The sequence below is a fragment of the Sphingobium sp. B2 genome (assembly GCF_007693735.1).
GTDB classification, from domain to species: domain Bacteria; phylum Pseudomonadota; class Alphaproteobacteria; order Sphingomonadales; family Sphingomonadaceae; genus Sphingobium; species Sphingobium xenophagum.
Genome location: NZ_VDBZ01000001.1, coordinates 2,594,757 through 2,620,563, shown reverse-complemented (window position 1 = coordinate 2,620,563; position 25,807 = coordinate 2,594,757). Strand labels below are relative to the sequence as shown.

The 25,807-nt window shown below is 64.6% G+C and carries 22 protein-coding genes; 8 read left to right on the top strand and 14 right to left on the bottom strand.

What is annotated here, in order from left to right; all coding sequences use genetic code 11:
- Positions 1 to 4: 4 nt before the first annotated feature.
- From FE851_RS12860 to FE851_RS12845, 4 genes are all read right to left on the bottom strand, one after another.
- The gene (locus tag FE851_RS12860; RefSeq protein ID WP_145202931.1) at positions 5 to 1,438 is read right to left on the bottom strand and encodes an AcvB/VirJ family lysyl-phosphatidylglycerol hydrolase; all 1,434 of its coding nucleotides are present in this window, start codon (positions 1,436 to 1,438) and stop codon (positions 5 to 7) included.
- Positions 1,439 to 1,537: 99 nt separating this feature from the next.
- Positions 1,538 to 4,102: a bifunctional lysylphosphatidylglycerol flippase/synthetase MprF gene (gene mprF, locus FE851_RS12855; RefSeq protein WP_409994488.1), complete on the bottom strand. Its 2,565-nt coding sequence runs from the start codon at positions 4,100 to 4,102 to the stop codon at positions 1,538 to 1,540.
- 8 nt (positions 4,103 to 4,110) lie between these two features.
- Positions 4,111 to 4,518 (bottom strand): DUF2147 domain-containing protein, encoded by a 408-nt coding sequence (locus FE851_RS12850; RefSeq protein WP_145202923.1) that lies wholly within the window; start codon positions 4,516 to 4,518, stop codon positions 4,111 to 4,113.
- A 3-nt stretch (positions 4,519 to 4,521) separates the two neighbouring features.
- A complete protein-coding gene (locus FE851_RS12845; RefSeq protein ID WP_145202920.1) occupies positions 4,522 to 5,307 on the bottom strand; it encodes an AcvB/VirJ family lysyl-phosphatidylglycerol hydrolase in 786 nt (261 codons plus the stop codon).
- A gap of 80 nt (positions 5,308 to 5,387) precedes the next feature.
- Between FE851_RS12845 and FE851_RS12840 the strand changes: the two genes are divergently transcribed.
- The 3 genes from FE851_RS12840 to FE851_RS12830 are packed head-to-tail and all read left to right on the top strand — an operon-like array spanning position 5,388 to position 7,845.
- Positions 5,388 to 5,762 carry a PDZ domain-containing protein gene (locus tag FE851_RS12840; protein WP_145202917.1) on the top strand — a complete coding sequence of 125 codons (375 nt, stop codon included), beginning with the start codon at positions 5,388 to 5,390 and terminating at the stop codon, positions 5,760 to 5,762.
- Between the two features lie 13 nt (positions 5,763 to 5,775).
- Positions 5,776 to 6,456 (top strand): winged helix-turn-helix domain-containing protein, encoded by a 681-nt coding sequence (locus FE851_RS12835; protein WP_017183901.1) that lies wholly within the window; start codon positions 5,776 to 5,778, stop codon positions 6,454 to 6,456.
- A 24-nt stretch (positions 6,457 to 6,480) separates the two neighbouring features.
- Positions 6,481 to 7,845 (top strand): sensor histidine kinase, encoded by a 1,365-nt coding sequence (locus tag FE851_RS12830; protein WP_145202914.1) that lies wholly within the window; start codon positions 6,481 to 6,483, stop codon positions 7,843 to 7,845.
- 105 nt (positions 7,846 to 7,950) lie between these two features.
- Here the strand turns inward: FE851_RS12830 and FE851_RS12825 are convergent, their stop codons facing one another.
- From FE851_RS12825 to FE851_RS12800, 6 genes are all read right to left on the bottom strand, one after another.
- Positions 7,951 to 8,133 carry a hypothetical protein gene (locus FE851_RS12825; protein WP_017183903.1) on the bottom strand — a complete coding sequence of 61 codons (183 nt, stop codon included), beginning with the start codon at positions 8,131 to 8,133 and terminating at the stop codon, positions 7,951 to 7,953.
- Positions 8,134 to 8,288: 155 nt separating this feature from the next.
- Positions 8,289 to 9,206: a formylglycine-generating enzyme family protein gene (locus FE851_RS12820; RefSeq protein ID WP_019053038.1), complete on the bottom strand. Its 918-nt coding sequence runs from the start codon at positions 9,204 to 9,206 to the stop codon at positions 8,289 to 8,291.
- A 59-nt stretch (positions 9,207 to 9,265) separates the two neighbouring features.
- Complete coding sequence (locus tag FE851_RS12815; protein WP_145202911.1) at positions 9,266 to 11,161, bottom strand: sulfatase-like hydrolase/transferase; 1,896 nt, start codon at positions 11,159 to 11,161, stop codon at positions 9,266 to 9,268.
- Positions 11,158 to 12,891 (bottom strand): sulfatase, encoded by a 1,734-nt coding sequence (locus FE851_RS12810; protein ID WP_145202908.1) that lies wholly within the window; start codon positions 12,889 to 12,891, stop codon positions 11,158 to 11,160. Before FE851_RS12810 ends, FE851_RS12815 begins: the two co-directional genes overlap by 4 nt.
- A gap of 86 nt (positions 12,892 to 12,977) precedes the next feature.
- A complete protein-coding gene (locus FE851_RS12805) occupies positions 12,978 to 14,480 on the bottom strand; it encodes a sulfatase (protein ID WP_261370923.1) in 1,503 nt (500 codons plus the stop codon).
- Between the two features lie 28 nt (positions 14,481 to 14,508).
- A complete protein-coding gene (locus FE851_RS12800; protein ID WP_261370922.1) occupies positions 14,509 to 15,846 on the bottom strand; it encodes a spinster family MFS transporter in 1,338 nt (445 codons plus the stop codon).
- A 263-nt stretch (positions 15,847 to 16,109) separates the two neighbouring features.
- On the opposite strand from FE851_RS12800, the gene FE851_RS12795 reads away from it, so the two are divergent.
- Genes FE851_RS12795 through maiA form a run of 5 tightly spaced genes read left to right on the top strand, consistent with a single transcriptional unit; the run spans position 16,110 to position 22,634 of the window.
- Positions 16,110 to 18,485, top strand: coding sequence for a TonB-dependent receptor (locus FE851_RS12795; RefSeq protein WP_261370921.1), 2,376 nt, complete (start codon positions 16,110 to 16,112; stop codon positions 18,483 to 18,485).
- 59 nt (positions 18,486 to 18,544) lie between these two features.
- Positions 18,545 to 20,239 carry a glycoside hydrolase family 3 protein gene (locus FE851_RS12790; RefSeq protein WP_145202900.1) on the top strand — a complete coding sequence of 565 codons (1,695 nt, stop codon included), beginning with the start codon at positions 18,545 to 18,547 and terminating at the stop codon, positions 20,237 to 20,239.
- Between the two features lie 10 nt (positions 20,240 to 20,249).
- Positions 20,250 to 21,314, top strand: coding sequence for a gentisate 1,2-dioxygenase (gene gtdA / locus FE851_RS12785; protein ID WP_145202896.1), 1,065 nt, complete (start codon positions 20,250 to 20,252; stop codon positions 21,312 to 21,314).
- Positions 21,311 to 22,006 (top strand): fumarylacetoacetate hydrolase family protein, encoded by a 696-nt coding sequence (locus FE851_RS12780; protein WP_145202893.1) that lies wholly within the window; start codon positions 21,311 to 21,313, stop codon positions 22,004 to 22,006. The genes gtdA and FE851_RS12780 overlap by 4 nt, the downstream gene beginning before the upstream one ends.
- The gene (maiA, locus tag FE851_RS12775) at positions 21,999 to 22,634 is read left to right on the top strand and encodes a maleylacetoacetate isomerase (RefSeq protein WP_017183913.1); all 636 of its coding nucleotides are present in this window, start codon (positions 21,999 to 22,001) and stop codon (positions 22,632 to 22,634) included. Before FE851_RS12780 ends, maiA begins: the two co-directional genes overlap by 8 nt.
- 22 nt (positions 22,635 to 22,656) lie before the next feature.
- Here the strand turns inward: maiA and FE851_RS12770 are convergent, their stop codons facing one another.
- The 4 genes from FE851_RS12770 to FE851_RS12755 all read right to left on the bottom strand — a co-directional run bounded on the left by FE851_RS12770 (position 22,657) and on the right by FE851_RS12755 (position 25,695).
- Complete coding sequence (locus FE851_RS12770; protein ID WP_145202890.1) at positions 22,657 to 23,706, bottom strand: LacI family DNA-binding transcriptional regulator; 1,050 nt, start codon at positions 23,704 to 23,706, stop codon at positions 22,657 to 22,659.
- Positions 23,707 to 23,807: 101 nt separating this feature from the next.
- Positions 23,808 to 24,704, bottom strand: coding sequence for a sulfatase-like hydrolase/transferase (locus FE851_RS12765; RefSeq protein ID WP_261370920.1), 897 nt, complete (start codon positions 24,702 to 24,704; stop codon positions 23,808 to 23,810).
- Positions 24,697 to 24,891 (bottom strand): hypothetical protein, encoded by a 195-nt coding sequence (locus FE851_RS12760; RefSeq protein ID WP_186378812.1) that lies wholly within the window; start codon positions 24,889 to 24,891, stop codon positions 24,697 to 24,699. The genes FE851_RS12765 and FE851_RS12760 overlap by 8 nt, the downstream gene beginning before the upstream one ends.
- Positions 24,892 to 24,942: 51 nt before the next feature.
- Complete coding sequence (locus tag FE851_RS12755) at positions 24,943 to 25,695, bottom strand: sulfatase-like hydrolase/transferase (RefSeq protein ID WP_261370919.1); 753 nt, start codon at positions 25,693 to 25,695, stop codon at positions 24,943 to 24,945.
- Between the last annotated feature and the right edge of the window lie 112 nt (positions 25,696 to 25,807).

Here is a 25,807-nt window from a genome sequence, read left to right as displayed (position 1 = left end):
CGCGTCACACCCTTTGCCGTAATGCCGGGTTGAGGACGATGTTGGCCAGCAGCGCGGCGTTGCGGTCGAAATGATGGCCGCCCGGCACGACGATCTGCGTCGCCAGGCCGCGCGGAATGGCGGGACAGGCGCTGTCCTGCTCCAGCGTGCCGCGGATGCAGCGAATGGGCACGTCGCGCAGGCGCATGATTGCGGGCACGGTCGGCTGGGCCTGCGCTGAATCAAGGTTCAGCCATGAGGCGAGGTGGAACTGAAAATCGGCAGTTGGTCCAAGCCCCAGCAGCGACAGGCTGGCGATCTGGTCGCGCGTCTGCGGATCGAGCGTGCCCATGATGGCGGGCAGCGCGTCCGCGCCGAAACTATAGCCGATCAGCATGACGCGCGGCCGGTTCCAGCGCGCGCTGTAGGCGGCGATGATGCGGCGCAGATCCTGCCCCGCGCCCGCCGGCGTCCGCTGGCTCCAGAAATAGGACAGGCTGTCGATGCCGACGACCGGAATGCCCTTCGCCGCCAGCTGGCCGGCAATGTCGCGATCCAGCCCGACCCAGCCGCCATCGCCCGAATAGATGACCGCCATCCTGTCGTCATGGGTCGCGCGCGGGGCGGGCGTCACGATGTTGAGCGGCAGGTCGTCGACATTGGCTGCGTCGACGCGATTGAGCATCGGCGCCAGCGCCGCCATCACGCGCGGCATCCAGCGGGCGCGATCGGCAAAATCATGGTCGCCCTGCGGCAGGTCGATCAGGCGGGCATGGGGGACTTGGGCGACGAAGCGCCGGGCGGCGGCGAAATCGACCACCGTGTCGCGCTGTCCCTGCACCACGATCCAGGGCAGATTGATCTGGCGGTTGGGGGCAAACAGCCACCCGCGCGCTGGCTTGGCGATGGCATGGGCGCGAAAGCCGGGCGCTGAACACCAGGGCTTTTTGCCGGGGATGTCGGCGCTGAACCCCAGCGACAGGACAGCGCGATACGCCCCGTTGGGCCATTGCGCCAGACTGGCATAGGCGACCGTCGCGCCAGCGGAATAGCCGATGATGATGGGCTTCATATAGGCATGGACGCCCGCGCGATGCTGGACATCGCGCGACAGGGCGACAAGGGCATAGTTGGGGTCGATGCAGCGATCCCGCTGCCGTTCCAGCGTACGCATCAATGTGGGGGTGGACACGCCCGCCACCAGCAAGCCGCGGTTCGCCAGATCGCGCGCCATGGCGGCGGTGCCCGCATTCCATCCGCCGTCGCCGGACAGGAACAGCGCGGTCGCGCGGGGTTGGCCGCCGGGGCGGTAGAGGCGGATTCCGCCAAACGGCGCGAGGCTATAGGCGGTTTCCCTGACGCCCCTGTCGGCCGAAGCACGGACCGGCGCGCCGACCCCGGTGGCGACCAGCAGGCATCCGGCGACGAGGCTGGACATGGTGCGAATGATCTTGCGCATGAGCGGTAACCCCTAATGACCAGGATGCACCATGCCCCAACGCAACTGTCCCGCCATTTACGGGCGGATGACAAGTTCGTCATATAGAGGGGGGTGGCCCTATCCGCCGCCGCTGCCGACCAGCGCCTGAAGATCGATCAGGGTACGGGCGAAGGTCAGCCCCTGTGGCCCGGCGACGAAGCGCGCATCCCATTCGGGCGAGAATTTCTCCTTATAGGCGCGCAGCCCTTCAAAGCCGTACAGGGCGTTGCCATGCTGGTAGAGCATCGCCCCCAGCCGCGACCATAAGGGCGCCAGCCGCCGCGCCTCCAGCCCCGAAAGGGGCGCCATGCCGAGGTTGAACCAGCCATAGCCCTGCGCCTGTCCCCATTGCATCAGATGGACGAACAGAAAATCCATCGTGCCATAGGGCATGTCGTCGCGATGGCGCATCAGGTCGACCGACAGTTCCGATCGGTCCTGCGTTTTCCAGATGTTGGCGAAGGCGACGATCCTGCCCTGCACGCGCACGACCGCGCAATCGAAATGGGCCATATAGGCAGGATCGAAGCGGCCAACGCTGAACCCCTTTTCCCGGTGCCGCTTGGCCGCCAGCCAATGCGCCGAAATGTCCGCCAGTTCGTCCATGACGCCAGCCAGCTTTTCGGCCGGGACGATGTCGAAGGTCGCGCCTTCCCGCGTGGCGCGCCGTTCGGCGTAGCGCAGCGGCTTGGCATCAGGCCCGTCCAGCGTGAAACGGTCGAGCGGGACATGCGCCTCTTCGCCATATTTGGTGATCTGCAACCCCAGTTCGATCGCCAGTGGCAGGGCGGCGGCGCTGATCTGGTACAGCAGCAGGCGCCCCTGCGCGGCATCGACCTGTTCGCGAAAGGTCCAGAGCAGGTCGCTCCATTCCGATTCGGCACCGACGGGATCGCCCATCACGATCCAGCTATGGCCGCGTATCTGGTACATCAGGAAGGACTGGCCCGTGGCGGACAGCAGGAAGCGCTTGTCGCCGGTCAGCGCGAGATTGGCGTCGGTCCGCTGGGCCAGCGCCATTGCCGCTGCGCTTGGACCGATGGCGGCGTTGATGTCCTGCCGGACAGGCGCGGCCGGGCGGAAAAGGCGCAGGAAGGCGACACCCGCCAGCAGGATGGCCACGGCAAAGCTGGCCCGCAGGAAGCGCGACGCATCCCCGCGCCGGGCAAATTGCCACCACAGGTCGTTCTGATAATCCACATGTTTGTAGGCGAAGAAGCCGATCCATATCGACAGGCCGACCATCACCGCGACGGTCGCCAGCCAGCCCGGCGAAAAGGCTTCGGCCAGCAGGTGCGTCTGGCGATAGAAGGCCGGGCGGGTCCATTGCAGCGCGCCCGCGATGAGGAGCATTACGACCGCTTCCTCATAATCCAGCCCCTTGAGCAGCGAAAAGGCTGCGCCCGCGATCAACAGCAGGCGCGTCAGCCAGAAGGCCCCGTCCAGCCGCCGATAAAGGCCAGAGGACAGGATCAGCAGCGCCGCGCCCACGAGGCTGCCCGCGAGATGCGATATTTCGGTAAAGGGCAGGGGCAGCAGGGTGGAGAGCGTTGCGGCCCGGCCCGGTACGGTTGGCAGCGATCCCGACACCAGCAGCACCGCGCCGCCCAGAAAGACGAGCGCGGCCATCATCATGGGCGCAAGGCCGGAGGCGACGACCCGCATGCCGCCCAGCGTGCGCGCGATCGGCCGGTGCCAGCGATTGCCAACCTGAAACAGGACGATCGCAACCGCCAGCAGCAGGGGCGCGATATAATAGATCAGGCGATAGGCGAGCAGCGCGGCGACCAGTTCCGGCCGCCCCGTGCCGGGCAGTGCGGCCAGCATCACGGCTTCGAACACGCCGATGCCGCCTGGGACATGGGTGATGAGGACGGCGATGATCGCCAGCGTATAGCCGATGAAGAAGGCGGGCCATTGGTCAAGGCCGATGCCGGGGACCAGGACGAACAGCGCGGCGCTGGCCGCGGCAATATCCATCGTGCCGATGCCGATCTGCGCCAGGATGCCGGTGGCTGGCGGGACCGGGACGCTCCAGCCGCGCAGCCGGACTGTGCGTCCGTGCCGTCCCGCCCAGACGGCAAGGCCGGCGATCGCCAGCAGCAGCGCGATGCCCAGCCCCCGCAGCAGGTCCGTCGACCCGGCCAGGGCGCCGATCGCCATCATCTGTGGACGCCAGACCAGCATCGCGCCTGCCAGCACGAACACCCCGCTCCAGAAAGTGGCGCTGGCGATTGTCACCACGCGCGCAATGTCGCTGAGCGACAGGCCCGCGGCCGTATAGATGCGGTAGCGGGCCGATCCGCCCGTCAGCAGCGACAGGCCAAGATTATGGCTGAGCGTATAGCTGGTGAAGGATGCCAGCGCCGCGGTGCGATAGGGCAGGGGGCGGCCGATCGCCCGCAGCGCCGATACGTCATAGAGGGTCAGCGTCAGATAGCTGATCGCCGTCAGCGCCGCCGCCGCCAGCAGGCCGGTGGTCGGCAGCGCGTGCCAGGCCGCCCGGACCTGATGCAGATGGACCTCCTGCAACAGATGGTCGAGCGCGACGAAGCCCAGCGCCGCCAGCAATATGACGATGCCCACCGACAGGGCCATGCGATACCGCTGGAACGGGTGGCCTGCCATCGTGCGATCGGTCATGCTGTTCTTCATCCCCGTTGCCGCGTCCATATCTGGCTTTTGCACAGCCAGCCGCGAAACAGGCAACCCGATATCTTCAATCGATCGGCATCGAGTTGCTCGATCGTCGAGGAAAAGCTGCGGCCCTTGTCAGGCACGAATACATAGCCGGACCAGCGCCCCGGCCCGCGATAATGATAATCCTGAAGCAAGGCGGTGCCGACCAGATGCGCGACCCCGGCATCGGCTGCGTCAGCGGTCGCGTGGCCATCGGCCCAGCGCACCCAGCCGCACAGCGCGTCGCGGCAGGCGCCCGTCGTCACGACCACGCTGCCATGGGGATTGACCCAGTTGCCCTCGATCGGTTCCGCCGCAAGGCCGGGCCGAGGCAGGAACAGGGCGCTGGCAATGATGAGCCAATGGCCAAGGCGCGGCATGGTTTACGACCGTCCCACAAGATGGGCGCGGACCATCGCCGCGCGCAACGTGCCATAGACGGCGTCGACATCGCCGTTCAGCCGATGGCCGCCGGGCAAGGCCACGGACCGGGCGTTGGGCTGATGCAGCAGCGGGCACAGGCTGGACGCTTCCTCGCGCCCCTGAATGCACAGCAGCGGCGTCCAGGTGATTTGGCGCGCGGTCGGCAACGCGTCCGATTCCGCCATGGCGAAGGTGAAGATTTCCGATGGGGACGCCCTGTATTGGACCGTCGCCCCCGGTACGACCAGCGCGACCAGTCCGATCGACGACCGATCGGCGCGCGGCAATTTGCTGAGCGCGACATGCAGCATGTCCGCGCCATAGGATTGGCCAACGAGCAACAGCCGTCCCTTCGGGTTGATCTTGCGGGCCTGGGCGATCGCCGATTCCAGCAGCGCGTACGCATCGGCGGCGGTGCGGGTCTTCCTGAAATAGCTGAGCGAATTGACGCCGACGACCGGCACGCCGTCCGCGACCAGCCTGGCCGCGACCTTTGGCCCCATGCCGACACGAAATCCCATGTCGCCCGACCACAGGATCGCGACCGGGGCTAAGGGTTGCGGCTGATAATGGGCCGGGCGCATCGGCGTGAAAAGGTCGCCGCCCAGATAGCCGAGCCAGGCGAGTTTGAGCGCGATCACCACCAGCAGTGCGCCGATCCCTGCTATCCATCGCTTTTTAGACTTGCGCATCATCTGTCGGGCCTCTGGTCTGTTATCATCGCCCTTTTGCGCCCGCTTATCCATCGCATCGGTGACCTTTGCATGAACTCTATGTCATGTACCGGACAGCGCGGGGACAAGGGCCATGGGCTAGAAGGACGATCATGATCTGGTCCGCCCGCCCTTTCTATGCCGTCGCGATATTGCTGGCGTCCTTCGCGCCGCTGCTGGCGACCCGGCTAGAGCGCGCGCCATCGGCACCCACGGCGGTGAGCGATCGCATGGGGCTGACGCTGGGCGAGGACGAGCGGCGTCATATCGTGGTGACCAGCCTGCGCAGCGGCGGCGTCGCCGATCGCGATGGCATCGCGGTAGGCGACCAGCTGACCGGCATGGCGGGGCGACCGGCAACGACGCTGGAGGCGGTGCGCAGACTGGTGCGCGCGCCGGGGCATTGCGCCATGCCGCTGATGCTGGCGCGGCATGGCATTCCCTATCGGGCGATAATCTGGCAGTGCGGCAAGGCCAGCATCGGTTAGAAGGATCAATCCCATGGGTCGCAAGATTTTGCTGGTAGAGGATGACCGGACGACCGCCGACTTCATCATGAAGGGGCTGGCCGAACATGGCCATGTCGGCGACCATGCCGCCAATGGCCGCGACGGCCTGTTCATGGCGACCGACGGCGGTTATGACGCGATCATTCTGGACCGGATGCTGCCGGGCATGGACGGGCTGGCGGTGCTGGGCGCGCTGCGGGCTGCGGGGATCGAAACGCCGGTCATCCTGCTGTCCGCGCTGGGATCGGTCGATGACCGGGTGACGGGGCTGACCGCGGGATCGGACGATTATCTGGTCAAGCCCTTCGCCTTTGCCGAGTTGCTGGCGCGGCTGGAACTGCTGATGCGGCGGCGCGGGAGCGGTACGCATGTCGAGACGGTCCTGATGTGCGCCACGTTGCGCATGGACCTGCTGAAGCGCGAGGTCAGGCGCGATGCGCGCGTCATCGACCTGCAACCGCGCGAGTTTCGCCTGCTGGAATATCTCATGCGCCATGCCGGACAGGTCGTCACCCGGACGATGTTGCTGGAAGGGGTGTGGGATTATCATTTCGACCCCGGCACCAACGTCATCGACGTGCATATCAGCCGCCTGCGCCGCAAGGTCGACGGCGATGGCGACCAGCCCCTGATCCATACCGTGCGCGGCGCGGGCTATCGGCTAGGCGAATGAGGCCGGGTGCATGAGGCTGGACCAATGACCGCCACCCGCGCCATGCGCTGGCTGCGATCGTCCCATGCGCGCTTCATCGGGCTGATCCTGCTGCTGGAGCTGGTCTTTGGCGGCGCGTTGCTGCTGTCGGTGACGCAACTGGTCCATGCCAGCCTGGACGCGGCGGACAATGCCATTGCGCGCGACACGCGCGACACGCTGCTGGAAATCGGGCGGCAGGACGGGGACCGCGCGCTGGCCAGCGCCGTCACCGCGCGGGCGCAGGAGGAAAGCGACGCCGTCCTGCTGCTCGCGCGAGCCGATGGCGGCCGGATCGCGGGCAATCTGTCAGGCTGGCCGCCGGTCATTCCCGCCGATACCAAAGGGGTCAAGGCGAAGCTGTATCGCATCGGCGACACCGATGCCCTGTCCTACACGATCGTCGCCACCCGATTGCGGGATGGCCGCCGCCTGATGGTCGGCGAAAGCACCGACGACAGCGACCAGATCCGCGAGACGGTGGAACGCACGTTGCTGACAGCCCTGCTGATGGCTTTGCCGCTCGCGATCGTCGCGGCATGGCTGGTGGTCCATATCATCGACCGGCGAATCGGGCATATCGCAGCGACCGCCGCGCGGGTCGGCGCGGGCGAGATCGACCGGCGGGTGCCGCTGGACGGATCGGGCGACAGTTTCGACACGCTGGGCCGCACGATCAACAATATGCTGGACCAGATCGGCGCGCTGCTGGCGGAATTGCGGACGGTTACGGATAGCATCGCCCATGACCTGCGATCGCCATTGACCCGGTTGCGGACGCGGATCGACCGGGCGATGCTGTCGGACAATCCGGCAGACCTGCGCGAGGCGATCGATGGTATCAGCCGGGAGGCCGACCAGTTGCTGGCGATGCTGGCGACCGCGCTGGAGGTCAGCCGGATGGAGGCGGGCATCGGGCGCGACCGTTTCGTCGCGACCGACCTGGCGGCCATGCTGGTCGACATGGGCGAATTGTACGAGCCGGTCAGCGAGGATCAGGGGCGGACGCTGGCCATATCGATCGAGCATCCCGTCACATTGCCGGTCCATCGCGAACTGCTGGGGCAGGCGATCGCCAACCTGATCGACAATGCGCTGAAATATGGGGCGGGACGGATGACGCTGTACCTGACGGTCGAGGGGGACGATGTCATCGTCGGGCTGGCGGACCAGGGGGCGGGCATCGCGCCCGAACGAGAGGCCGAGGCATTGCGCCGCTTCGGGCGTCTGGACCCTGCCAGGGGGATAGCAGGGGCCGGCCTCGGTCTCTCTCTCATCGCGGCGGTTGCGAGGATGCACGGAGGAGACGTGCGCTTCGACCGTCGCGACGAACAATTTGCCGTGGAAATGCTGCTCAGGCGCCCCGCTTAGGGGCGCGGTGGCGCGACGGCACTGTTCAGGCGACGGGAGGCGGGTCGGGTCGACAGGGGGGACACCCGATGCCGACTTCCCGTCGCGGGGCTGGCTGTTACCGGCTTATTTGGAGGCGGGCTTCGTCGCGGTCGTGGTGGTGGTCGTCGTCGTCGAGACCTTCTTGGCGGCCTTGTGCTTCATGGCATGATGGGCAGGCTTGGCCGAGGCAGTGGCGGCCGATGCGGCGAGCGGGGTCGCGACCACGGCGAGGGAAGCCAGGCTGGTCAGGATCAGGCGAGTGTTCATGGGTTCAACTCCTATCAAGCGGTCCTTTCTGGACTGCCTGATCCTTATGGCAGCAGCGTCCCGTCGCGAGCGTGACCGGAAGATGAACTTTCGGACAGACGCGACGGGATGGCCGTCATCTGCTTGGCGATCCTGATACCGCGACGATGCCCCGTTCAGCGCGAACGGGAAATGCAGCGGAAGCCGATATGGCTTGTCGAACTGTCGATCGCCTGTGCGTGGCGGGCGGCCGGGCGGTAGCGCTGGCAGTAGTTCGCGGCGCACAGATGCGATCCGCCCTTGAGCACCTTGCGCGGGATCGCGATGTCCGGCGCGGCGGGATCAAGGCTTTCGCGCTTCGTCGCGCCGCGCGGATTGGCCGGAACGCAGCAACTGCCCCGGCTTTTGCGTTCGAGCCTGGGCTGGCCGTACCAGTCGGACGTCCATTCCCAGACATTGCCGATCATGTCGAACAGGCCATAGCCATTGGCGGGATAGCTGCGCACGGGCGAGGTGCGTTCATAGCCATCCTCCAGCGTGTTGCCGTAAGGAAAGGCGCCTTGCCAGTAATTGGCGAGCATGGCGCCGCCCGGCGCGAGTTCGTCGCCCCAGGCATAGTCCGCCCCGTCCATGCCGCCGCGCGCGGCAAATTCCCATTCCGCCTCCGTGGGCAGGGTCTTGCCCGCCCATTTGGCATAGGCTTCGACATCCTGATAGGCGACATGGACCACGGGATGATCCTCCAGCCCGGCGATGCTGCTGTCGGGCCCATGCGGGTGCCGCCAGTCCGTTCCGGTGCTGAATGTCCACCACTGGCTGTAATCGCCCAGATCGACCGGCCCGGCCGTCCGCTGGAACAGGAGCGATCCGGCCACCGCCAGCGCCGGGTCCATGCCCGGATAGTCGCGGGGGTCAGGCGGAATTTCGGCAAAGCTGCGATAGCCGGTCGCATCGACGAAAGCGGCGAATTCCCGGTTGGTGACGGGGGTTTCGTCGATCCAGAAGCCGTCCACCCGCACGGTGCGTACCGGCGCTTCTTCAGGATAGAAATTGACCGATCCCATCTGGAAGGCACCGCCTTCGATCCACCGCATTCCGTTCTTGTCAGTCAATCCGATCGTCCTTGCACTCAGTTCGGCCTGGCCATGGTCGGCTAGCCAGGGCCACCCGCCGCCCGCATCGCCTCCCGGTCGAAAATGATCGTCGATGGCGTATATTCGCCGTTCATCGTCAGCCGCAAATAGCGGGCCGCATTGGCAAGATAGAGCTTGGGATCGCTTTCCGCCACCTTTGCGATGGGGAGGGCAGGGCGGGCCGCTTCGCCGATGAATGTGAGCGCGTTGATCGCATGGAGCCGGACCTGCCAGGATTGCGAGGGCGCGCACAAGGCGATGAGCGCCGGGACCGAGTCCGCCGTTTCGCCCAGCCGGGCCAAGGCTTCGGCCAGCTGGATGCGGACATGGGGGGATGATTCGGCCTTCAGCCGGGCCAGCATGTCGGCCTGGGCCGGGCGCGCCGCATCGCCATGGATCAGCAGGCCCATGGCGCCCCAGTAGCGAATGACCTCTACCGGGCTGGCGAGCGCCGCGCGCAGTTGCGGCAGATTGTCGGGCCGGGCGGCGGCGGCGGAATGGGCCAGCGCCATGACGTCCTTGAGCGGGTAGAGCGCGGGATTACGCGAGTCTTCCCAGCCTTCGCCCTTCATATCCTCCGGCAGGAAGCCATTGTCGTTAATGGCGATCATATGATCGTCGAGCAGCCGCGAGAATTTGGCGAGCGTGGCGGCATGCGCCGGTTCACGCGCCAGATCCTTGATCTCGTGCGGGTCGGACGACAGGTCGTACAGTTCCTCGAACGGCTTGGTCTGGAAGAAGCGGTCCTGCACCGCGTTCAGCGTGCCGTCGATATGCGCCTGTTCCCAGTCCTGATAGCCCTTGGCGAGCCATTCAAACGCCTGATGCTGGCCCCAGGGACGATGCGGCATATAGTTGCGGATATAGCGCCAGCGGCCATCGGTGACGGTGCGCTGGAAATCGATCCGCTCGTCCATGCGGTTGCGCATGCCGAACGCGACGGCCTGTGGCCGCGCCTTGGGGCCAAGGAACGGCTTGCCGCGCATCTGTTTGGGCTGGGCCACGCCGGCGAGCGACAGGACGGTGGGGGCAAGGTCGATGAAGCTGACCGGGGTGGCGACCTCGCTGCCCGGTTTGGCGGGCATCAGGTGCCGCCATTTGGGCGGCACATAGACGACCATTTCGCACCGCAGGCCTTCATCATAGCAATAGCGTTTCGACCGGCCGAGCACGCCACCATTGTCGGAATAATGAAAGACGATCGTATCGTCGGCCAGCCCGTCGGCCGCCAGTTCGGCGAGGCGTTCGGCCAGCTGGCCGTCCATTTTTTCGATGAGGTTATAATAGCTGGCGAAATCCTGCCGGATGCCCGGCGTATCGGGCAGGAAGGGCGGCAGCGTCACCATGTCCGGCGTCACCCGCCCAGGGGTGGGGCTGAACAGGCGGGATTCATGGGTGGTTTCATAGTTGAACACGGCCATGAAGGGCTGCGTCCTGTCTGTGCGCGAGCGCCAGTGCGCCGCATTGCCTTCTCCATCCCAGATCGCCTTGGGATCGACATCGCAATTATAGTCGGTCTTGGCGTTGTTGGTGCAGAAATAGCCAGCCGCCCGCATCAGTTCGGGATAGGTGCGGAAGTCCTTGGGAAGCTTTGCCACGGCGCGCATCTGGTTCGCAGGGGCGCAGCTTTCGGGATAGACGCCGGTCAGTATGCCAAAGCGTGAGGGCGCGCAGACTGGCGCGTTGGAATAGACGTTGCGGTACAACAGACCCTTTTTCGCCAGCCCGTCGATCGTGGGCGTATGGGCCAGCCGGTCGCCATAGGCGCCGATATAGGGATTATTATCCTCGCTCACGATCCACAGGATATTGGGGCGCTCACCCCTGGCGGGCTTTGCCAGCGCGCCCGACCCAGCGGCGGCGGCGAGGCCCGCGGCTGACCCCAATATGGTGCGACGGGAGATGTCATGGGTCATGGCTTGGTGCTTCCCTGGACCTGGCGCGTCAATTCTTCGCTGAGCGGCGGGGTGTAGATGAGCGGCTTGCCAGCGGCCTGCGCCTTGAGCTTGGCCGGGCTGTCGGGCAGGATCGGATCGAGCCGGTCCACCGGGTTGGGCTTCACATACCAGTCAGCGGGGAAATCGGCCGCGCGCGGACCGTCAATATCGCGCCGCACCGCGCCGATCGACAGGCGCGCGCTGTAGGGAATGTTGTGGCGGCCATTGCGGTCGGCAAGCTGCTGGTAGAGCGCGACGCGCAATTCCTGTTTCTTCGCGGCCCAGGCCGGATCGTTGACGAGATTGTGCATCTCGTCCGGGTCGGTGTTGAGATCATACAGTTCGTCCGTGTCCCAGACGCCGTAATATTGGATATATTTCACATTGTCGCGTTCGATGGCGAAGGTGCCCGGCGTCATCGGGAAATTATATTCCCAATAATATTCATAGACGAAATCGCCCGGCTTCCAGTCCTTGGCGGCCTGCTTGCCTTCCCACAGCGCCCATGCGCTCTTGCCTTCAAACTGTTCGGGGCGGGCGGCGCCCGCGACGTCGAGGAAGGTCGGGGCGAAATCGAGATTGCGGATGCGGCCTTCATTGACCGTGGCCGCCGGGATCGTGCCCGGTTCCCACACCAGCAGCGGCACGCGCACCGACGCCTGATAGGCGTTGCGCTTGTCGATCAGCCCATGTTCGCCGACCATATAGCCATTGTCGGACGTGAAAACGACCAGCGTATCCTTGTCCAGTCCATTCTTGCGCAGATAGTCCATGATCCGGCCAAGGCTGTCGTCGATCGCCGACAGCGTGCCGTAATAATATTTGAGATATTCGGTCATCGGCACGTCGGCATTGTAGAAAAAGTCGATGCCGTGCCAGCTGTTGCGCTGGTTGCGCACCCATACCGGCTTGCCTTCATTATTCTGGGGCGTGTTCGCCGCGCTGGCGGGCAGGGTGAAGCGCGCCTTGTCATATTGATGCGCGTAACGCGGCGGGGGCAGGGGGTCGGAATGGACGCCCTTGTGGCTGAGATAGAGGAAGAAAGGCTTTTTGGGATCGCGCTCCTTCTGCAGCCAGTTCATCGCATAGTCGGTCAGTTCGTCAGTGATATAGCCCTGCTGCGGCACCGCCTTGCCATCGACATTGAGGTTGGGGGAGCTATGGGCGCTTTCCGCCTTTGCCGGCCAGTAATTGCCCTGCCCCTTGAAACTGACCCATTTGTCGAAGCCGGGGCGCGGGCCGTCGGTTTCGCTGCCCATATGCCATTTGCCGAAGAAGGCGGTGTTGTAGCCGGTCTGCTGCAAATAGCTGGGGAAGTAAGTGAGGCCCGCTTCGCTGCTGTCATTATTGTCGACGATGCCGTGGTTGCGCGCGGTTTGCCCGGTCAGAATGGTCGCGCGGCTGGGGCTGCATAGCGAGGAGGTGACGACGGCATTGGGAAAATAGCTGCCTTCCTTTGCCATGCGGTCGATGTTCGGCGTCTTGAGGAGGCCCGGCTGAAGGAAGCCCATGCCGTCATAGCGCAGGTCATCCACGAGCACGAAAATGATGTTGCGGGGGCGCTGCTGCTGCTGCTGGGCAGGGGCGGTCGCGGCCTTTTTGGGCGCGGCGGCGATCGAGGCGGGCGCCGTGAAGGAGCAGGCGATGATGCAGGCCGCGCCCGTCAGCGCGCGGCGCAGCGTGGGTGCCCTTTTCTTGTTGTTCGACACAGCGCGGTCCTCTCAATCTGCTTTAACTGGATATAATAGGCTGGCGTTCCGATGACGCCGGGAATGGCCCTGAAACGGCCCGTCCATCAATAGACCATCTCCGTCTCCCGCCCGTTCACCGTCACTTTGCGGGTGGAATGGAGCTTCCACAACGGGGCGGGGAGCGACGTGCGATAACGCTCGATCGCGCCTTTCAGTCGCTTGTCATTCTTTGGATCCCTGGCCGACAGATCCTGCTCTTCGGCGGGATCGGCCTTCAGATCGTAAAGATGCGACTGGTTCCAGTCGCGCGAGAGCCAGACTTTCTTGTCGCCCTGCCGCGCGGCATAGACCGGCTCCTGCCCCCAGACCAGCAGACGGTTGGGCTGTGGCTTGCGCGCGGTCGTCACCAGGTCATGCCCTTCCAGTTCCCTGGGCAGGGCATGGGCCGGGTCTGCGGCGCGCAGCACCGTTGCCGCAATGTCGAGCGAGGAAACCGGGCTGGCGCTGATGCCGCGCGTCTTGAGGCCCGCGGGCCATGAAAATACGAAGGGCACCCGCACCCCGCCTTCCAGATAGGTGAATTTGCCAGCGCCGAAGGGGTGGTCGGGATTGCAAAAGCCAAAGCGATGCGGGCAGCCATTGTCGGACAGGAACAGGACCATCGTATTGTCCCGCACGCCGCGTTTTTCCAGCGTATCGAGTATCTGGCCCACGCCATCGTCCATCGCCGCGATCATCGCGACATAGGTGCGGCGCACAGGGTCCTTGATGTGCGCGAACCGGTCATAATAGCTTTGCGGCACCTGCAACGGCCAATGCGGGGCGTTGTAGGCGACATAGGCGAAAAACGGGCTGTTCTTGTCCGCCGTGGCGCGGGTGATGAAATCGACCGCGCGATCGGTGATCTGGTTGGTCAGATAGCGCGAGAAATCGTCCGCCGGGCGCGCGTCCGGGCCTTCCACCATGGCATGATTGCCGGTGCGGGGGCCGATTTCATATTTATCCTCTTTGGTCGGGGTGGTGACGATGCCGGGCGTGGCCGGATCGACATAATTGGTTTCCCCGGCCAGGAATCCGAAAAATTCGTCGAAGCCGCGCTGCGTGGGATAGAATTGCGGGTCCGATCCCAGATGCCATTTGCCAAAGGCAGCGGCACGATAGCCAAGCGGGCGCAGGCGGTCGGCCAGCGTCTTCTGGTCGACGGGCAGGCCAGCGCCCTTATCGCCTTCATCATTGATATTATAGGTAAAACCAAAACGCTGGGGCATGCGGCCGGTCAACAGCGCCGCCCGGCTGACCGCGCATACCGACGCCGCGACATAGGCGTCCGAAAAGGCGACGCCCGATTGTGCGATCCGGTCTATGTTGGGGGTCGGCGCATCGCGACGGCCATAGGTCGACACGTCCGCCCAGTCGAGATCGTCCACCAGGATGATCACGACATTGGGGCGTGCCGCCGCCGCCACGTCCCTGGCAGGCTTTGGCGTGGCAGGTGTTGGCTGGGGCGTCGCGGTGATCCCGGTCGTCGTCGGCGCGCCCAGCCCGAAGGTCAGGGCGCTGGCGGCCAGCAGCAACGAGGCGAGGGGGCGGCGGGGGCGCTGGACCATCGGGTGGACCCTTTCTTGCGAAGCGATGTCAGGCGGGCAGGACGGCGTCGGCGGATGCGGCGATGGCGCGGCCATAGCCCCGCATGCCCAGCAGCAGGGCGGCGACCGACAGCGGCGAGGCGATGGCGCAGACCAGCGTGATGGCGGCGGGCAAGGCCTGCGGATCGCCATACCAATAATCGGTCACCAGCGCGATGGCGAACGGCCCGCCAGCCGCGCCGATCAGATTGACGATCAGCATATAGCCCGCCGATACCGACGCCCGCATCCGGTTGGGGGTGATTTCCTGCAAGGCGGCAAGACCACCGCCGAAATTGAACCCTGCGAGGAAGTTCATCGCGCCGATCAGCGCGAGCGACAAGGCCGCGGTCGGCATCTGGGGGAACAATATGGTCACCGGGATCAGGCTGATGAAGCCGAACAGGGCGGCATAGAGATTGCCGCGCGCGATCCCGCGCCGTCGCAATGCCGAGGCCGCAAAGCCGCCGATCAGCGTGCCGCTCACGCCGCAGACCGCCGTGATCGTGCCATAGAGGCCGCCAATCTGCGCGGTCGTCAGCCCGAATTTGCGCTCAAGGAAAGCGGGAATCCATGCGCCCGTCGCATTGCCGACCAGGATCATCAGCGCGAAGCCCAGGCTGATGCCGACATAGGCCTGCCAGTGCCGGGCGATGTGTGCGAACAGCACCGGAAAGGGCGGGCTGGGCGCATGGACGCCTTCGCCCCGGCGCGGGGGTTCAGGGACGAGCAGCATGAGCGCGGAGAGCAGCAGGCCGGGCAGGCCGAGCACCAGAAACGCGATATGCCAGCCCTTGGTCTCGCCGATCAGCGGCACGTTCACGATGCTGGATGGCGGCACGACCGTTGCGAGCAGCCCCCCAAGCAGCAACGCCGCCGCCCCGCCGACATAGATGCCCATCTGATAGATACCCATGGCCGCGGGCAGCCGGTGCTTGGGAAAATAATCGGACAGGATGGAGTAGGCGGCGGGGCTGAGCCCCCCTTCGCCCGCGCCCACGCCGATACGGGCGACGAACAGCATCCCGAAGCTGCGGGCGAGGCCGCACAGGGCGGTCGCGAGGCTCCAGATGAAGATGGCGGCGGCGACGATATTGCGGCGGTTGGCCCGATCCGCCAGCCGCGCGACCGGAATGCCGACCAGCACGTAGAACATGGTGAAGCTGAGGCCGTAAAGCAGGCTCATCGCGGTGTCGCTGACCTGCAAATCTTCCTTTATGGGCTGCACCAGAAGCGCCAGAGCCTGCCGGTCGACAAAGGCGAATGTATTGGCAGCGGCAAGCATGAACGCCGCGAACCACGCCTGACGCGCTGGTGGCCACGTGTCTGTTGTCGTCGACTCCGCCATTTCAACCTCTCCACGAATATGTAACGCTACAAAGCTTGTATCGGCCCTGCTGTCAATATCGGCGTGACCGGACGGACATTCTAACCCCTGTTATCGGGCATATAGCAGGCGGGTGGGCGGCACGCGTCTATGGATGGACATGCGAAAGCCGATTGACAATCCGCTCAAAAAGTCATTTAGCGGTACATCGAAGCGACTCACGGATCTGGTTCCCAAGTCGCCAAACCGTTGACGTCAAAAATCTCGACATGAGGGGATCTGAAGTGGCCACCTATAAGTGCACGTTAATTCCGGCGGCCTCCGCCCTGGCCATGGGCATGGCGATGCTGGCCATGCCTGCCGTGGCGCAGGACCAGGCAATGCCTGAGAATGAGCCGGGCGAAATCGTGGTCACTGCGCAAAAGCGCGCCGAGCGTCTGCAGGACGTGCCGTTGGCCGTTACCGCCGTGGGCGCGGACACGCTGGCATCGCGTCAGATCAACGACACCAACTCGCTGGTCCAGGCCGTGCCTTCGCTCTCGTTCCAGCAGGGCGCCAACCCCACCAACACCAGCTTCCGTATTCGCGGCGTCGGTACGGCGCTGTTTGGCCAGGGCGTTGAGCCTTCGGTTTCGGTCGTCGTCGATGGCGTGGTCGCCGTGCGTTCGGCGCAGGGCTTTTCCGAACTCGCCGATGTGGAGCGGGTCGAAGTGCTGCGCGGCCCGCAGGGTACCTTGTTCGGAAAGAATGCGTCGGCCGGCGTCATCAGCGTGACGACGGCGCGCCCGTCGCGCGACTTTGAGGGCAAGGGCGACATCACCATTGCCGAGCATAATGAATATCGCGCCCGCGGCACCGTTTCGGGTCCGATCACCGACACGCTGCGCGCCCGCGTTTCCGGCTTTTACAGCGACGTCCAGGGCATCACCCGCAACCTGGCCACCAACAAGTGGACGAACGGGTCGAAGAGCTGGGGCGTGCGCGGCAAGCTGGAATGGGACGCCACCGACAGCCTGACCCTGCTGCTGGCCGGCGAATATCGCAAGACGGACGCCGATTGCTGCGCCTCCACGCTGATCCAGATCCGCAACCCTGTGCTCCAGTCGATCGTCGGGCCGATCAACGCATCGCGCGAGAATCGCGAGATCAACGACGACACCGAAACCTATGCGAACAGCAAGGCGCAGACCTATTCGTTGCAGGCCGACTGGGATCTTGGCAGCGCCACGATCACGTCGATCAGCGCGTTCCAGAAATATGATCTGGATGTGAACCAGCCGATCGACCGCATTCCCGCGACCTCGCCCATCTTTTTGGGGACGCCGGCCTTCGCGCCCTACACCTTCTGGAACCAGAACCACGGCACGGTTGACCTGAAGGGCTGGTCGCAGGAACTGCGCATCGCCAACAACGGCAATTCCGACCTTAACTATGTCGCGGGCATCTTCTACATGCACAGCGACATCCTGCGTCCCTTCGACCGTCGCCGCGCGCGTTGCACCGCCGGTGTCGTGGGCCAGCCCTGCGCGCCCGCCAACATCGTCTGGCAGTCGTCGGCCAGCCGCATCCGGCTGAAGCAGGACAGCATCGCCGCGTTCGGCCAGGCGGACTATCGCATCGTCGGCGGGCTGCGCGCCATCGGCGGCATCCGCGTGCAGTATGAAAAGGGCACCAACAGCGGCTATCGCATTGCGCCGATCGTCGCGGGTGACGCGATCTTCCCCGGCAATCCGCCCCGCAGCGGCACCTTCTCCGCCAATGACACCGCCGTCACCGGCAAGGCTGGCCTGCAATATGAATTCAACCGCAATGCACAGGTCTATGCCAGCTACACGCGCGGCTATAAGGGGCTGGGCTATGAAATGGAGATTGGCGGCGATCTGGCCAACCAGAAGGCCATTCAGCCTGAGCATGTGAACGCCTATGAAATCGGCTTCAAGGGCAGCACGGCCGACCGTACGCTGAGCATTTCGGCCGCCCTGTTCCAGGCCGACTATTCCAACCTTCAGGTGCAGGCCAACCGGTCCGATCCGAACACCGGCATCATCCAGTTCGTGACCACCAACGCCGGTTCGTCGCGCAGCCGCGGTTTCGAAGTCGAAGCCACGCTGCGTCCGTCCGACTCCTTCTCGGTCAATGCCGCCGTGACCTACGCGCAGTCGCGCATCAACATTGACGGCCTCAACTGCGCATTGCAGCTTCAGGCGGCAGCGCCGGTGCTGAGCGGCACGCCGACCAACATCTGCTATCGCACCGCGCCCGGCGCGACGCCGCAGCAGAATCTGCGCAACCGCCCGTTGCAGGCAAGCCCCGACTGGCGCATCGGCGTGACGCCGCGCTATGACTATGAAGGCGACAATTTCAACGCCTTCGCGCAGGTCAGCGCCAACTTCACCAGCGCGCAGTTCTTCTCGTCGGAACTCGATCCGCTCACGATCCAGCCGGCCTACACGCTGGTCGACGCGACGGTGGGCGTCACCACGTCCGACCGCCGCTATGGCGTGACGCTGTTCGTGAAAAACCTGTTCGACGAAAATTACCTGACGAACATCGGTCACAACTCCATCATGTCGACCGTGGCAAATCCGCTGGATCTGGTGGGGACCTATAACAAGGACAGCAGCCGCTACTTCGGGGCAACCTTTAGCGCGCGCTTCTGATCGGGCCGGGTGCCGGGCGATGTGCGTCCGGCTCCTCCACTCCTTTGTTAGGGTACAGCATGCTCCTGGACAGTCTCACGCCGCCCCCGACAGAACCGCTCTCCATCGACGAGCAAGCACGCGCATGGGTGGAGCGCACGCGTGACGCCATGAGCATCGAGGAGATGATCGGGCAACTCTTCATCTTTTCAACGTCACAAGACAGCGCCGAGGAGCTAGGCCCGCTCCTGGCGCTCAAGCCCGGCGGCATCAACCGTTTTCCCCGGAACGACCTCTCCGCGTTCCGCTCCGCGTCCGTCCACGCGATCGAGCAGGCGGTGGTGCCGCCGGTCTTTACCGGCGATATAGAAGGGGGCACGATCAGCTATCCCTTCGCCACGACCGTTCCCAATATCATGGGCATTGCGGCGTGCGACGATCTGGCGACGACAGAGGCCATTGCCCGGCTGGGCGCGCGGGAAAGCCGGGTGCTGGGCTATGACTGGTCCTTTGGCCCGGTGGTCGACATCAACCATGCGTTCCGCAGCGCGATCGTGGGCACGCGATCCTTCGGCTCGCGCCCGGAAAATGTGCTGGCGCAGGCCAGCGTCTATATCAGCGCCTTGCAGGAAGAAGGCGTTGCCGCCTGCCTCAAACACTGGCCGGGCGATGGTTTCGACGACCGGGACCAGCATCTGGTCACCAGCGTCAATCCGCTGTCGGTTGAGGAATGGCACGGCCTGTTCGGCCGCATCTACGGCCAGCTGATCGGGCAAGGGGTGATGACGGTCATGTCCGCCCATATCGCCTTTCCTGCCTATATCCGCGCGCATTTGCCGGACGCGGGGCGCGAGGCGTTCCAGCCCGCGACCGTGTCGCACCTGCTGAACCAGCGCCTGCTGCGCGAGGAACTGGGCTTTAAAGGCCTGATCGTGTCGGACGCGACCGGCATGGGCGGGCTGACCGGCTGGATGGAGCGATCCGAAACGGTGCCCGCGGTGATCGAGAATGGCTGCGACATGTTCCTGTTCAGCCGCGCGCCGCAGAGAGATTATGGCTTCATGCTCGATGGCCTGCGCAATGGCCGTTTATCCGAAGGCCGCCTGTATGAGGCGGTGACCCGCATTCTGACGCTGAAGGCGCGGCTGGGGCTGCACCGGATCGATCCGGCCGAGCGGATGATGCCGATCGAGGCGATGCGGGACGCCTTGCAGACGCCCGACCATCGTGTCGCCGCGTTGCAGGCCGCCGGGCAGAGCATCACGCTGGTCAAGGACACGCAATCGCTGTTGCCGCTGGCGCCCGCGACCCACCGCCGCGTCGTCATCGTCGCGGAAGAAGGGTTCAGCTTCTGGGACGGCGCCTTGTCGCGCGGCTATGGCCCGGTTCTCGACGAATTGCGCGCCCGCGGCTTCGAGCCGCGGATGCTGGACGTGGACCAGTGGCCGACGCGCGAGGACACCGACCTTGTCCTCTATCTGGTCGGGCAGGAAGCAACGCCCAGCGCGGCGCACATCTTCCTGGATCTGGTGAAGCTGCACGGGTCCAATCGCAAGGCGATGAGCCAGTTCGCGCAGGAAATCCCGACCGCGCTGCTGTCGTTCGGGCAGCCCTATTATCTATATGATGCCCCGCATATGAAAACATGCGTCAACGCCTACAGCGCGATCGAGCCGGTGCTGCGCGAAACAGTGCGTCGGCTGACCGGCGAAGCGCCCTTCACCGGCGTCAGTCCCGTTGATCCATTTTGCGGGCAGGAACAGTTGCGTTGGTAAGGAGAGCGATATGACGGTCATGTCCCAGGATCACGGCGCCAACGATCAGCGCGCCCAGTTGGAGGCGCTATATGCCGCCATGGCCCCCAAAGGGCTGCTGCCGCTGTGGGAAAGCCTGCATGCGCTGGTCCTGGCCGAGCCGCAGTCCCCGGCCAAGCCCTGGCGGTGGAGCTATGACGAGGTGCGCGACCATCTGATGCGCGCAGGCGACATCATCAGCGCCGAACAGGCGGAGCGCCGCGTGCTCATTCTGGAAAATCCGGGCCTTGGCGGCCTGTCCGCCATAACCCCCAGCCTGTACGCCGGATTGCAGCTGATCCTGCCGGGCGAGGTCGCGCCGTGCCACCGACATTCCCAGAATGCGCTGCGCTTCGTCATGGAAGGCAGCGGGGCCTTCACCGCGCTGGACGGGGAAAAGGCGGTCATGCAGCCTTTCGACCTGGTGCTGACGCCTGCGGGCCAGTGGCATGACCATGGTAACCAGACCGACCAGCCGATGATCTGGCTCGACGGGCTGGACATTCCCACCGTCCGCCTGTTCGACGCCAGCTTTGCCGAGCGGCTGGATGTCGCGGCCCATCCCGAAACGGTGCCCGCCGGCGACACGCTGACCCGATATGGCCACAATATGCGTCCGTTGCGCGGGAGCCTGGCGGACCGTCGGCCCAGCGCGCGCCCGCTGTTCCATTATCGCTATGCCGACTGGCGGCCCGCGCTGGACGCGATGGCGTCGAGCGCCGAGATCGATCCGCATTTCGGCCATGCGCTGGAATTTCTGAACCCCGCCGATGGCGGCCCCATCCTTTCGACCATTTCCGCGCATGTCCGCCTGTTGCCCGCAGGTTTTGAAACCAGGACGCGGCAGGCGACCGACGGCACCGTGTTCGTGCTGGTCGAAGGCGAAGCGACGCTGGAACTGGGCGATCAGGAAATCCGGCTGGGCGCGCGCGACATGGTTGTCATACCGTCCTGGGTTCCCTACCGCTTCCAGGCGCATTCGCAGACGATATTGTTCGGCTATTCCGACAAGGCTTCACAGATGAAGCTCGACCTCTACCGGGAGTGCAACCATTGACCCTCTTGTTCGACCCTCAGTCGCCCGTTTTGGCCCCGACGAGCGACGGCCATGATTTCCCCGTCCGCCGCATTTTCTGCATCGGCCGCAACTATGCCGATCATGCGAAGGAAATGGGCGTCGAGGTGGATCGCGAAGCGCCCTTCTACTTCACCAAATGGGCCGAAACGGTCGTGCCCAGCGGGCCGATCGCCTACCCGACGATGACCGGCAACTATCATTATGAAGCCGAACTGGTCGTCGCCATCGGCAAGGGCGGTCGCGACATTCCCGCCGACAAGGCGGTCGACCATATCTATGGCTATGCCACTGGCCTCGACATGACCCGCCGCGACCTTCAGCTCGACGCGCGCGCCAAGGGGCGTCCGTGGGACGCAGGTAAGAATGTCGAGCAATCCTCCCCGCTCGGCACGCTCCACCCGATCAGCGAGACCGGGGAATTGTCGACCGGCGCCATTCGCCTGACCGTCAATGGCGAGGTGAAGCAGCAGGCCGACCTTGCCGACCTGATCCATCCGGTGTCCGAACTCATCGCCTTCCTCTCGCGCGCCTATCGGCTGGAGCCGGGCGACCTCATCTACACAGGGACGCCCGCTGGCGTCGGCGCGGTCGTGCCGGGCGATGAAATCATCGTGTCGATCGACGGCCTTACCGATACCAAGGTCATGATCACGCCGGTCGCCCATGACTGACATGATCCTGCACGGCTTCTGGCGATCCTCCGCGTCCTGGCGCGTGCGGATCGCCATGGGACTGAAGGGCCTGACATGGTCGGATCGCACCTATCGCCTGCGTGCGGGCGAGCAGCGGTCCGACGCCTATATGGCGATCAACCCGCAGGGTTTGGTGCCAGCCCTGGAAGTGGACGGCACGGTGCTGACGCAAAGCATGGCCATCTGCGAATATCTGGACGAATGCTATCCCGATCCGCCGCTATTGCCCGCCGACCCGCTGATGCGGGCGACCGTGCGGGGGTTCGCCCAAGCCGTTGCATGCGATATTCACCCAGTCCAGAACCTCAAGATCCTGCGCATGCTGGCAGCGCGCGGACTGGATGAGGACGCCGTGCAGGGCTGGGCGCGCGAGGTGATCGAAACCGGGCTTGAAGCCTGTTCGCGGCTGATCGCCGATCGGGAAGGGCCATATTGTTTCGGCGATCAGGTGACGCTGGCCGACATCGTCCTGATCCCGCAACTGGGCAATGCCCGTCGCTTTGGCGCGCGCACGGATTTTCCCCGGATCGAGGCTGTGGAAGCGGCCTGCAATGCCTTGCCCGCCTTTGCCGCCGCGCGGCCCGATCGCCAGCCCGACGCCGAGTAAGGATGTCGTTAGCGGGAGACGATCAGGCCCGTGCCGGTCCGGTCGATTGCCGTTCGATCATCTTGTAATCGACGTAGATCGCCAGCGGCTGGGTTTCCGGCGGCTCGCCGCGCAGTGTCGCGACGAGCCGCTCTGCCGCCCGTTCGGCGATCAGGGCCAGCGGCTGCCGGATGGTGGTCAGTTCCGGCCAGATTTTGACGGCGATCGGCGTATCGTCGAAACCTGTGATCGACAGGTCGTCCGGCACCGAAATCTTGTTGCGCAGCGCCACGTTCACGAATGCCGCCGCCATGTCGTCATTGCCCGCGATGACGGCGGTGAAATCCCGCTGCGTCGTCAGCACGCGCTCCGCCAGCGCCAGGCCCGCCTCGAACGTCGGGGGCGCTTCCCAGACCAGCTTCATATCGGCGACGACCCCTTCGTCGCCCAGCGCGCGCAGATAGCCCTTCAGGCGGGAGGCCGCCACCAGCGAGGTCGGCAGGGTGACGATGGCAATCCGGCGGTGCCCCTTGCCAAGCAGCATGCGCGTCATTTCATAGGACGCCTGTTCATCGTCGATGCGCACGCAATCCATGTTGCGCAGGTCGCCGCCGGGCGCGAGGCCGATCATCGGCACGTCATGCCTTTCGGGCAGACCAGCAGCGCTGGCGATCTCGCAGATCGGCGGCGGTAGCAACAGGCCGTCAATGCCGCTTCGGATCATCCTTTCGATGCCGCCGACAGGATCGGAGAAGTCGTATATTTCCAGCACCAGCTGCACGCCAAGGCGCGACGTGGCGCGCAGGCTGCCCACCAGCATGGCGCTCAGCAGCGCGCTGTCAATGTCACGGTGGAGCAGGCCGATCCGCAGCGTCTTGGCCGCCGCCAGGCTTCGGGCGGCGGAATTGGGCGTGTAGTTGAGCGCCTTCACCGCCTTCAAAACGGCTTCGCGCGCGACCGGGTTGACGAAGCTCTTGTTGTTGATGACGTTGGAGACCGTCATGGCCGATACGCCAGCTTCCCGCGCGACTGCCGTGATCGTGGGGCCTTTCGCGCCTCTCCGGCGTTTACGGGTAGTGTCCGGGCTCGTCATGTCATCCCTGGTCGGTTGGCGGAGGACATCGTCATAAGCGGGGATTGGCAAACAATCCACAGTCTGACGACCAGGCCCATTGGCCGGGCTGGTTCGGCCAATCAGTCACCGCCGCGGATGCGGAACTTGGCCGGCTCCTGCTTCAGGACCGGGGTGCCACCGGCCAGCGAGACGCGGAAATTCTCCAGCTGGGGATCGCCCGTCCGCTCCATCTCGGCCAGCATCAGACGCTGCATCTCATCGACCTTGGCCTTGTAGGCGGGATCGGCGATCAGATTGTTCCGCTGGCCCGGATCAGCCTCCAGATCATAGAGCGCCATGGGATAGCCCATCACATATTGCTTCACGCGCGCGGCGATGCGCGCGTCCGTTTCCGCGGCCTTCGCCATGGCGGGGAAGGTGAGACCCCACATGCTTTCGATCTTGAGTTCGGTCTTGCCGTTCGCCCAGGCGGTGTAATGGAAGGCGTGGCGTTTGTCCTGCAAGGTGCGCGAAGGGTAGAGCATCCCGCTCGACACATAGTCGACATAGGACATGACGAACGGCTTGCCCTGCGCCGCGCCGCCCTTCAGCATCGGAACCCAGGATTGCCCGTCCAGCTCCGCGATCGGCTTGGCCTGCAACAGCTCGATCAGCGTCGGCAATATGTCGAGGTTGGTCGTGAGCGTATCGAAGCGGCGCGGCTTTCCCATGCCGGGGTAGCGCAGCAGCACGGGCGTGCGGATGCCATGGTCATAGACGCTGGCCTTGGCAAAGGGCATCGGCATGCCATGATCCGCCACGAACAGGACAATCGTGTCGTCCCAAGTGCCGCTATCCTTGAGAGCCTTCAGAATATTGCCCACGGCGATGTCGAGGCGTTGCACCGAATTCCAATATTGCGCCATCTCCTCCCGAATATCGGGCAAGTCTTCGAGATTGGCGGGGATCGGAGCCTGACCCGCCTTGAGCGGCCGGGGGCTGCGGTAGGGGCCGGTCTGCTCCTGTCTCTTATACACATCTAGATGTGTATAAGAGACAGATATTGCCCACGGCGATGTCGAGGCATTGCACCGAATTCCAATATTGGGCGATCTCCTCCCGAATATCGGGCAAGTCTTCGAGATTGGCGGGGATCGGAACCTGACCCGCCTTGAGCGGCCGGGGGATGCGGTAGGGGCCGGTCTGCTCCTGTCTCTTATACACATCTAGATGTGTATAAGAGACAGGTCATAGACGCTGGCCTTGGCCTGTCTCTTATACACATCTAGATGTGTATAAGAGACAGTTCCAATATTGCGCCATCTCCTCCCGAATATCGGGCAAGCCTTCGAGATTGGCGGGGATCGGAACCTGACCCGCCTTGAGCGGCCGGGGGATGCGGTAGGGGCCGGTCTGCTCGTGATCGATTTCCTGCGCATCCTCCGCACCATAAAATGGCCGGTGCGGATCGTTGATGTTGCAGTTGATGAAGAAGGGTTTGTATTGCGCCTGCGCTTCCGTGACGGCAAGGCGGAGCATGTCGGCATGCACCATGGGATGACGGTCCTTGCCTTCCTGCTTTAAGTCCCAGGGGAAGGAGGAGGCGGGCTGCATATGGCCGATCTTGTGGCTGGCGGCGCAATAATAGCCTTCGGCAGCCAGGGTGGTGCATAGCGTCGGCGTACCCTCCCGCATCGGGAAGAAGCCGTTGCCGCCATTCTTGTGCGGCAGCAGGCCGCTCATGAACGCCTGGCGCGAGGGCATGCAGATCGGCGCTACGGTACGCACTTGCTCAAAGACATGGCTTTGCGCGGCGAGGCTGTCGAGATTGGGGGTGAGGCCGCGCCGTCCGTTCATGAAGCCGAGCGCCGACCAGTCCACATCGTCCGAGGTGATGAGCAGCAGATTGGGGCGCTTGCGCGGATCACGCTTCACATAGTCGACCGCCTGGGCATAGCGGGGAAACGCGGCCATGATGGCGGCGGCTGCGCTGGCCTGCAAAAACCTGCGCTTGCGTTGGTTGATCATCCCATCCTCCCTTGCGGCCACCGTCGCGTCACCCTGCGGGGCTGTCCGGTCCGTCACTTGATATGCTGCCTTGTGCAAATGCAGTCTTGCCCACTTCTGCGATATAATCAAT

Bases quoted from the DNA above. Each gene is read 5' to 3' on its own strand.
- maiA (WP_017183913.1), top strand. From the start codon at position 21,999: ATGACTGACATGATCCTGCACGGCTTCTGGCGATCCTCCGCGTCCTGG.
- FE851_RS12805 (WP_261370923.1), bottom strand. From the start codon at position 14,480: ATGGTCCAGCGCCCCCGCCGCCCCCTCGCCTCGTTGCTGCTGGCCGCC.
- FE851_RS12825 (WP_017183903.1), bottom strand. From the start codon at position 8,133: ATGAACACTCGCCTGATCCTGACCAGCCTGGCTTCCCTCGCCGTGGTC.
- FE851_RS12835 (WP_017183901.1), top strand. From the start codon at position 5,776: ATGGGTCGCAAGATTTTGCTGGTAGAGGATGACCGGACGACCGCCGAC.
- mprF (WP_409994488.1), bottom strand. From the start codon at position 4,102: ATGACCGATCGCACGATGGCAGGCCACCCGTTCCAGCGGTATCGCATG.
- FE851_RS12830 (WP_145202914.1), top strand. From the start codon at position 6,481: ATGACCGCCACCCGCGCCATGCGCTGGCTGCGATCGTCCCATGCGCGC.
- FE851_RS12790 (WP_145202900.1), top strand. From the start codon at position 18,545: ATGCTCCTGGACAGTCTCACGCCGCCCCCGACAGAACCGCTCTCCATC.
- FE851_RS12860 (WP_145202931.1), bottom strand. From the start codon at position 1,438: ATGCGCAAGATCATTCGCACCATGTCCAGCCTCGTCGCCGGATGCCTG.
- FE851_RS12820 (WP_019053038.1), bottom strand. From the start codon at position 9,206: ATGCGGTGGATCGAAGGCGGTGCCTTCCAGATGGGATCGGTCAATTTC.
- FE851_RS12840 (WP_145202917.1), top strand. From the start codon at position 5,388: ATGATCTGGTCCGCCCGCCCTTTCTATGCCGTCGCGATATTGCTGGCG.
- gtdA (WP_145202896.1), top strand. From the start codon at position 20,250: ATGACGGTCATGTCCCAGGATCACGGCGCCAACGATCAGCGCGCCCAG.
- FE851_RS12800 (WP_261370922.1), bottom strand. From the start codon at position 15,846: ATGGCGGAGTCGACGACAACAGACACGTGGCCACCAGCGCGTCAGGCG.
- FE851_RS12815 (WP_145202911.1), bottom strand. From the start codon at position 11,161: ATGACCCATGACATCTCCCGTCGCACCATATTGGGGTCAGCCGCGGGC.
- FE851_RS12845 (WP_145202920.1), bottom strand. From the start codon at position 5,307: ATGGATAAGCGGGCGCAAAAGGGCGATGATAACAGACCAGAGGCCCGA.
- FE851_RS12770 (WP_145202890.1), bottom strand. From the start codon at position 23,706: ATGACGAGCCCGGACACTACCCGTAAACGCCGGAGAGGCGCGAAAGGC.
- FE851_RS12850 (WP_145202923.1), bottom strand. From the start codon at position 4,518: ATGCCGCGCCTTGGCCATTGGCTCATCATTGCCAGCGCCCTGTTCCTG.
- FE851_RS12755 (WP_261370919.1), bottom strand. From the start codon at position 25,695: ATGATCAACCAACGCAAGCGCAGGTTTTTGCAGGCCAGCGCAGCCGCC.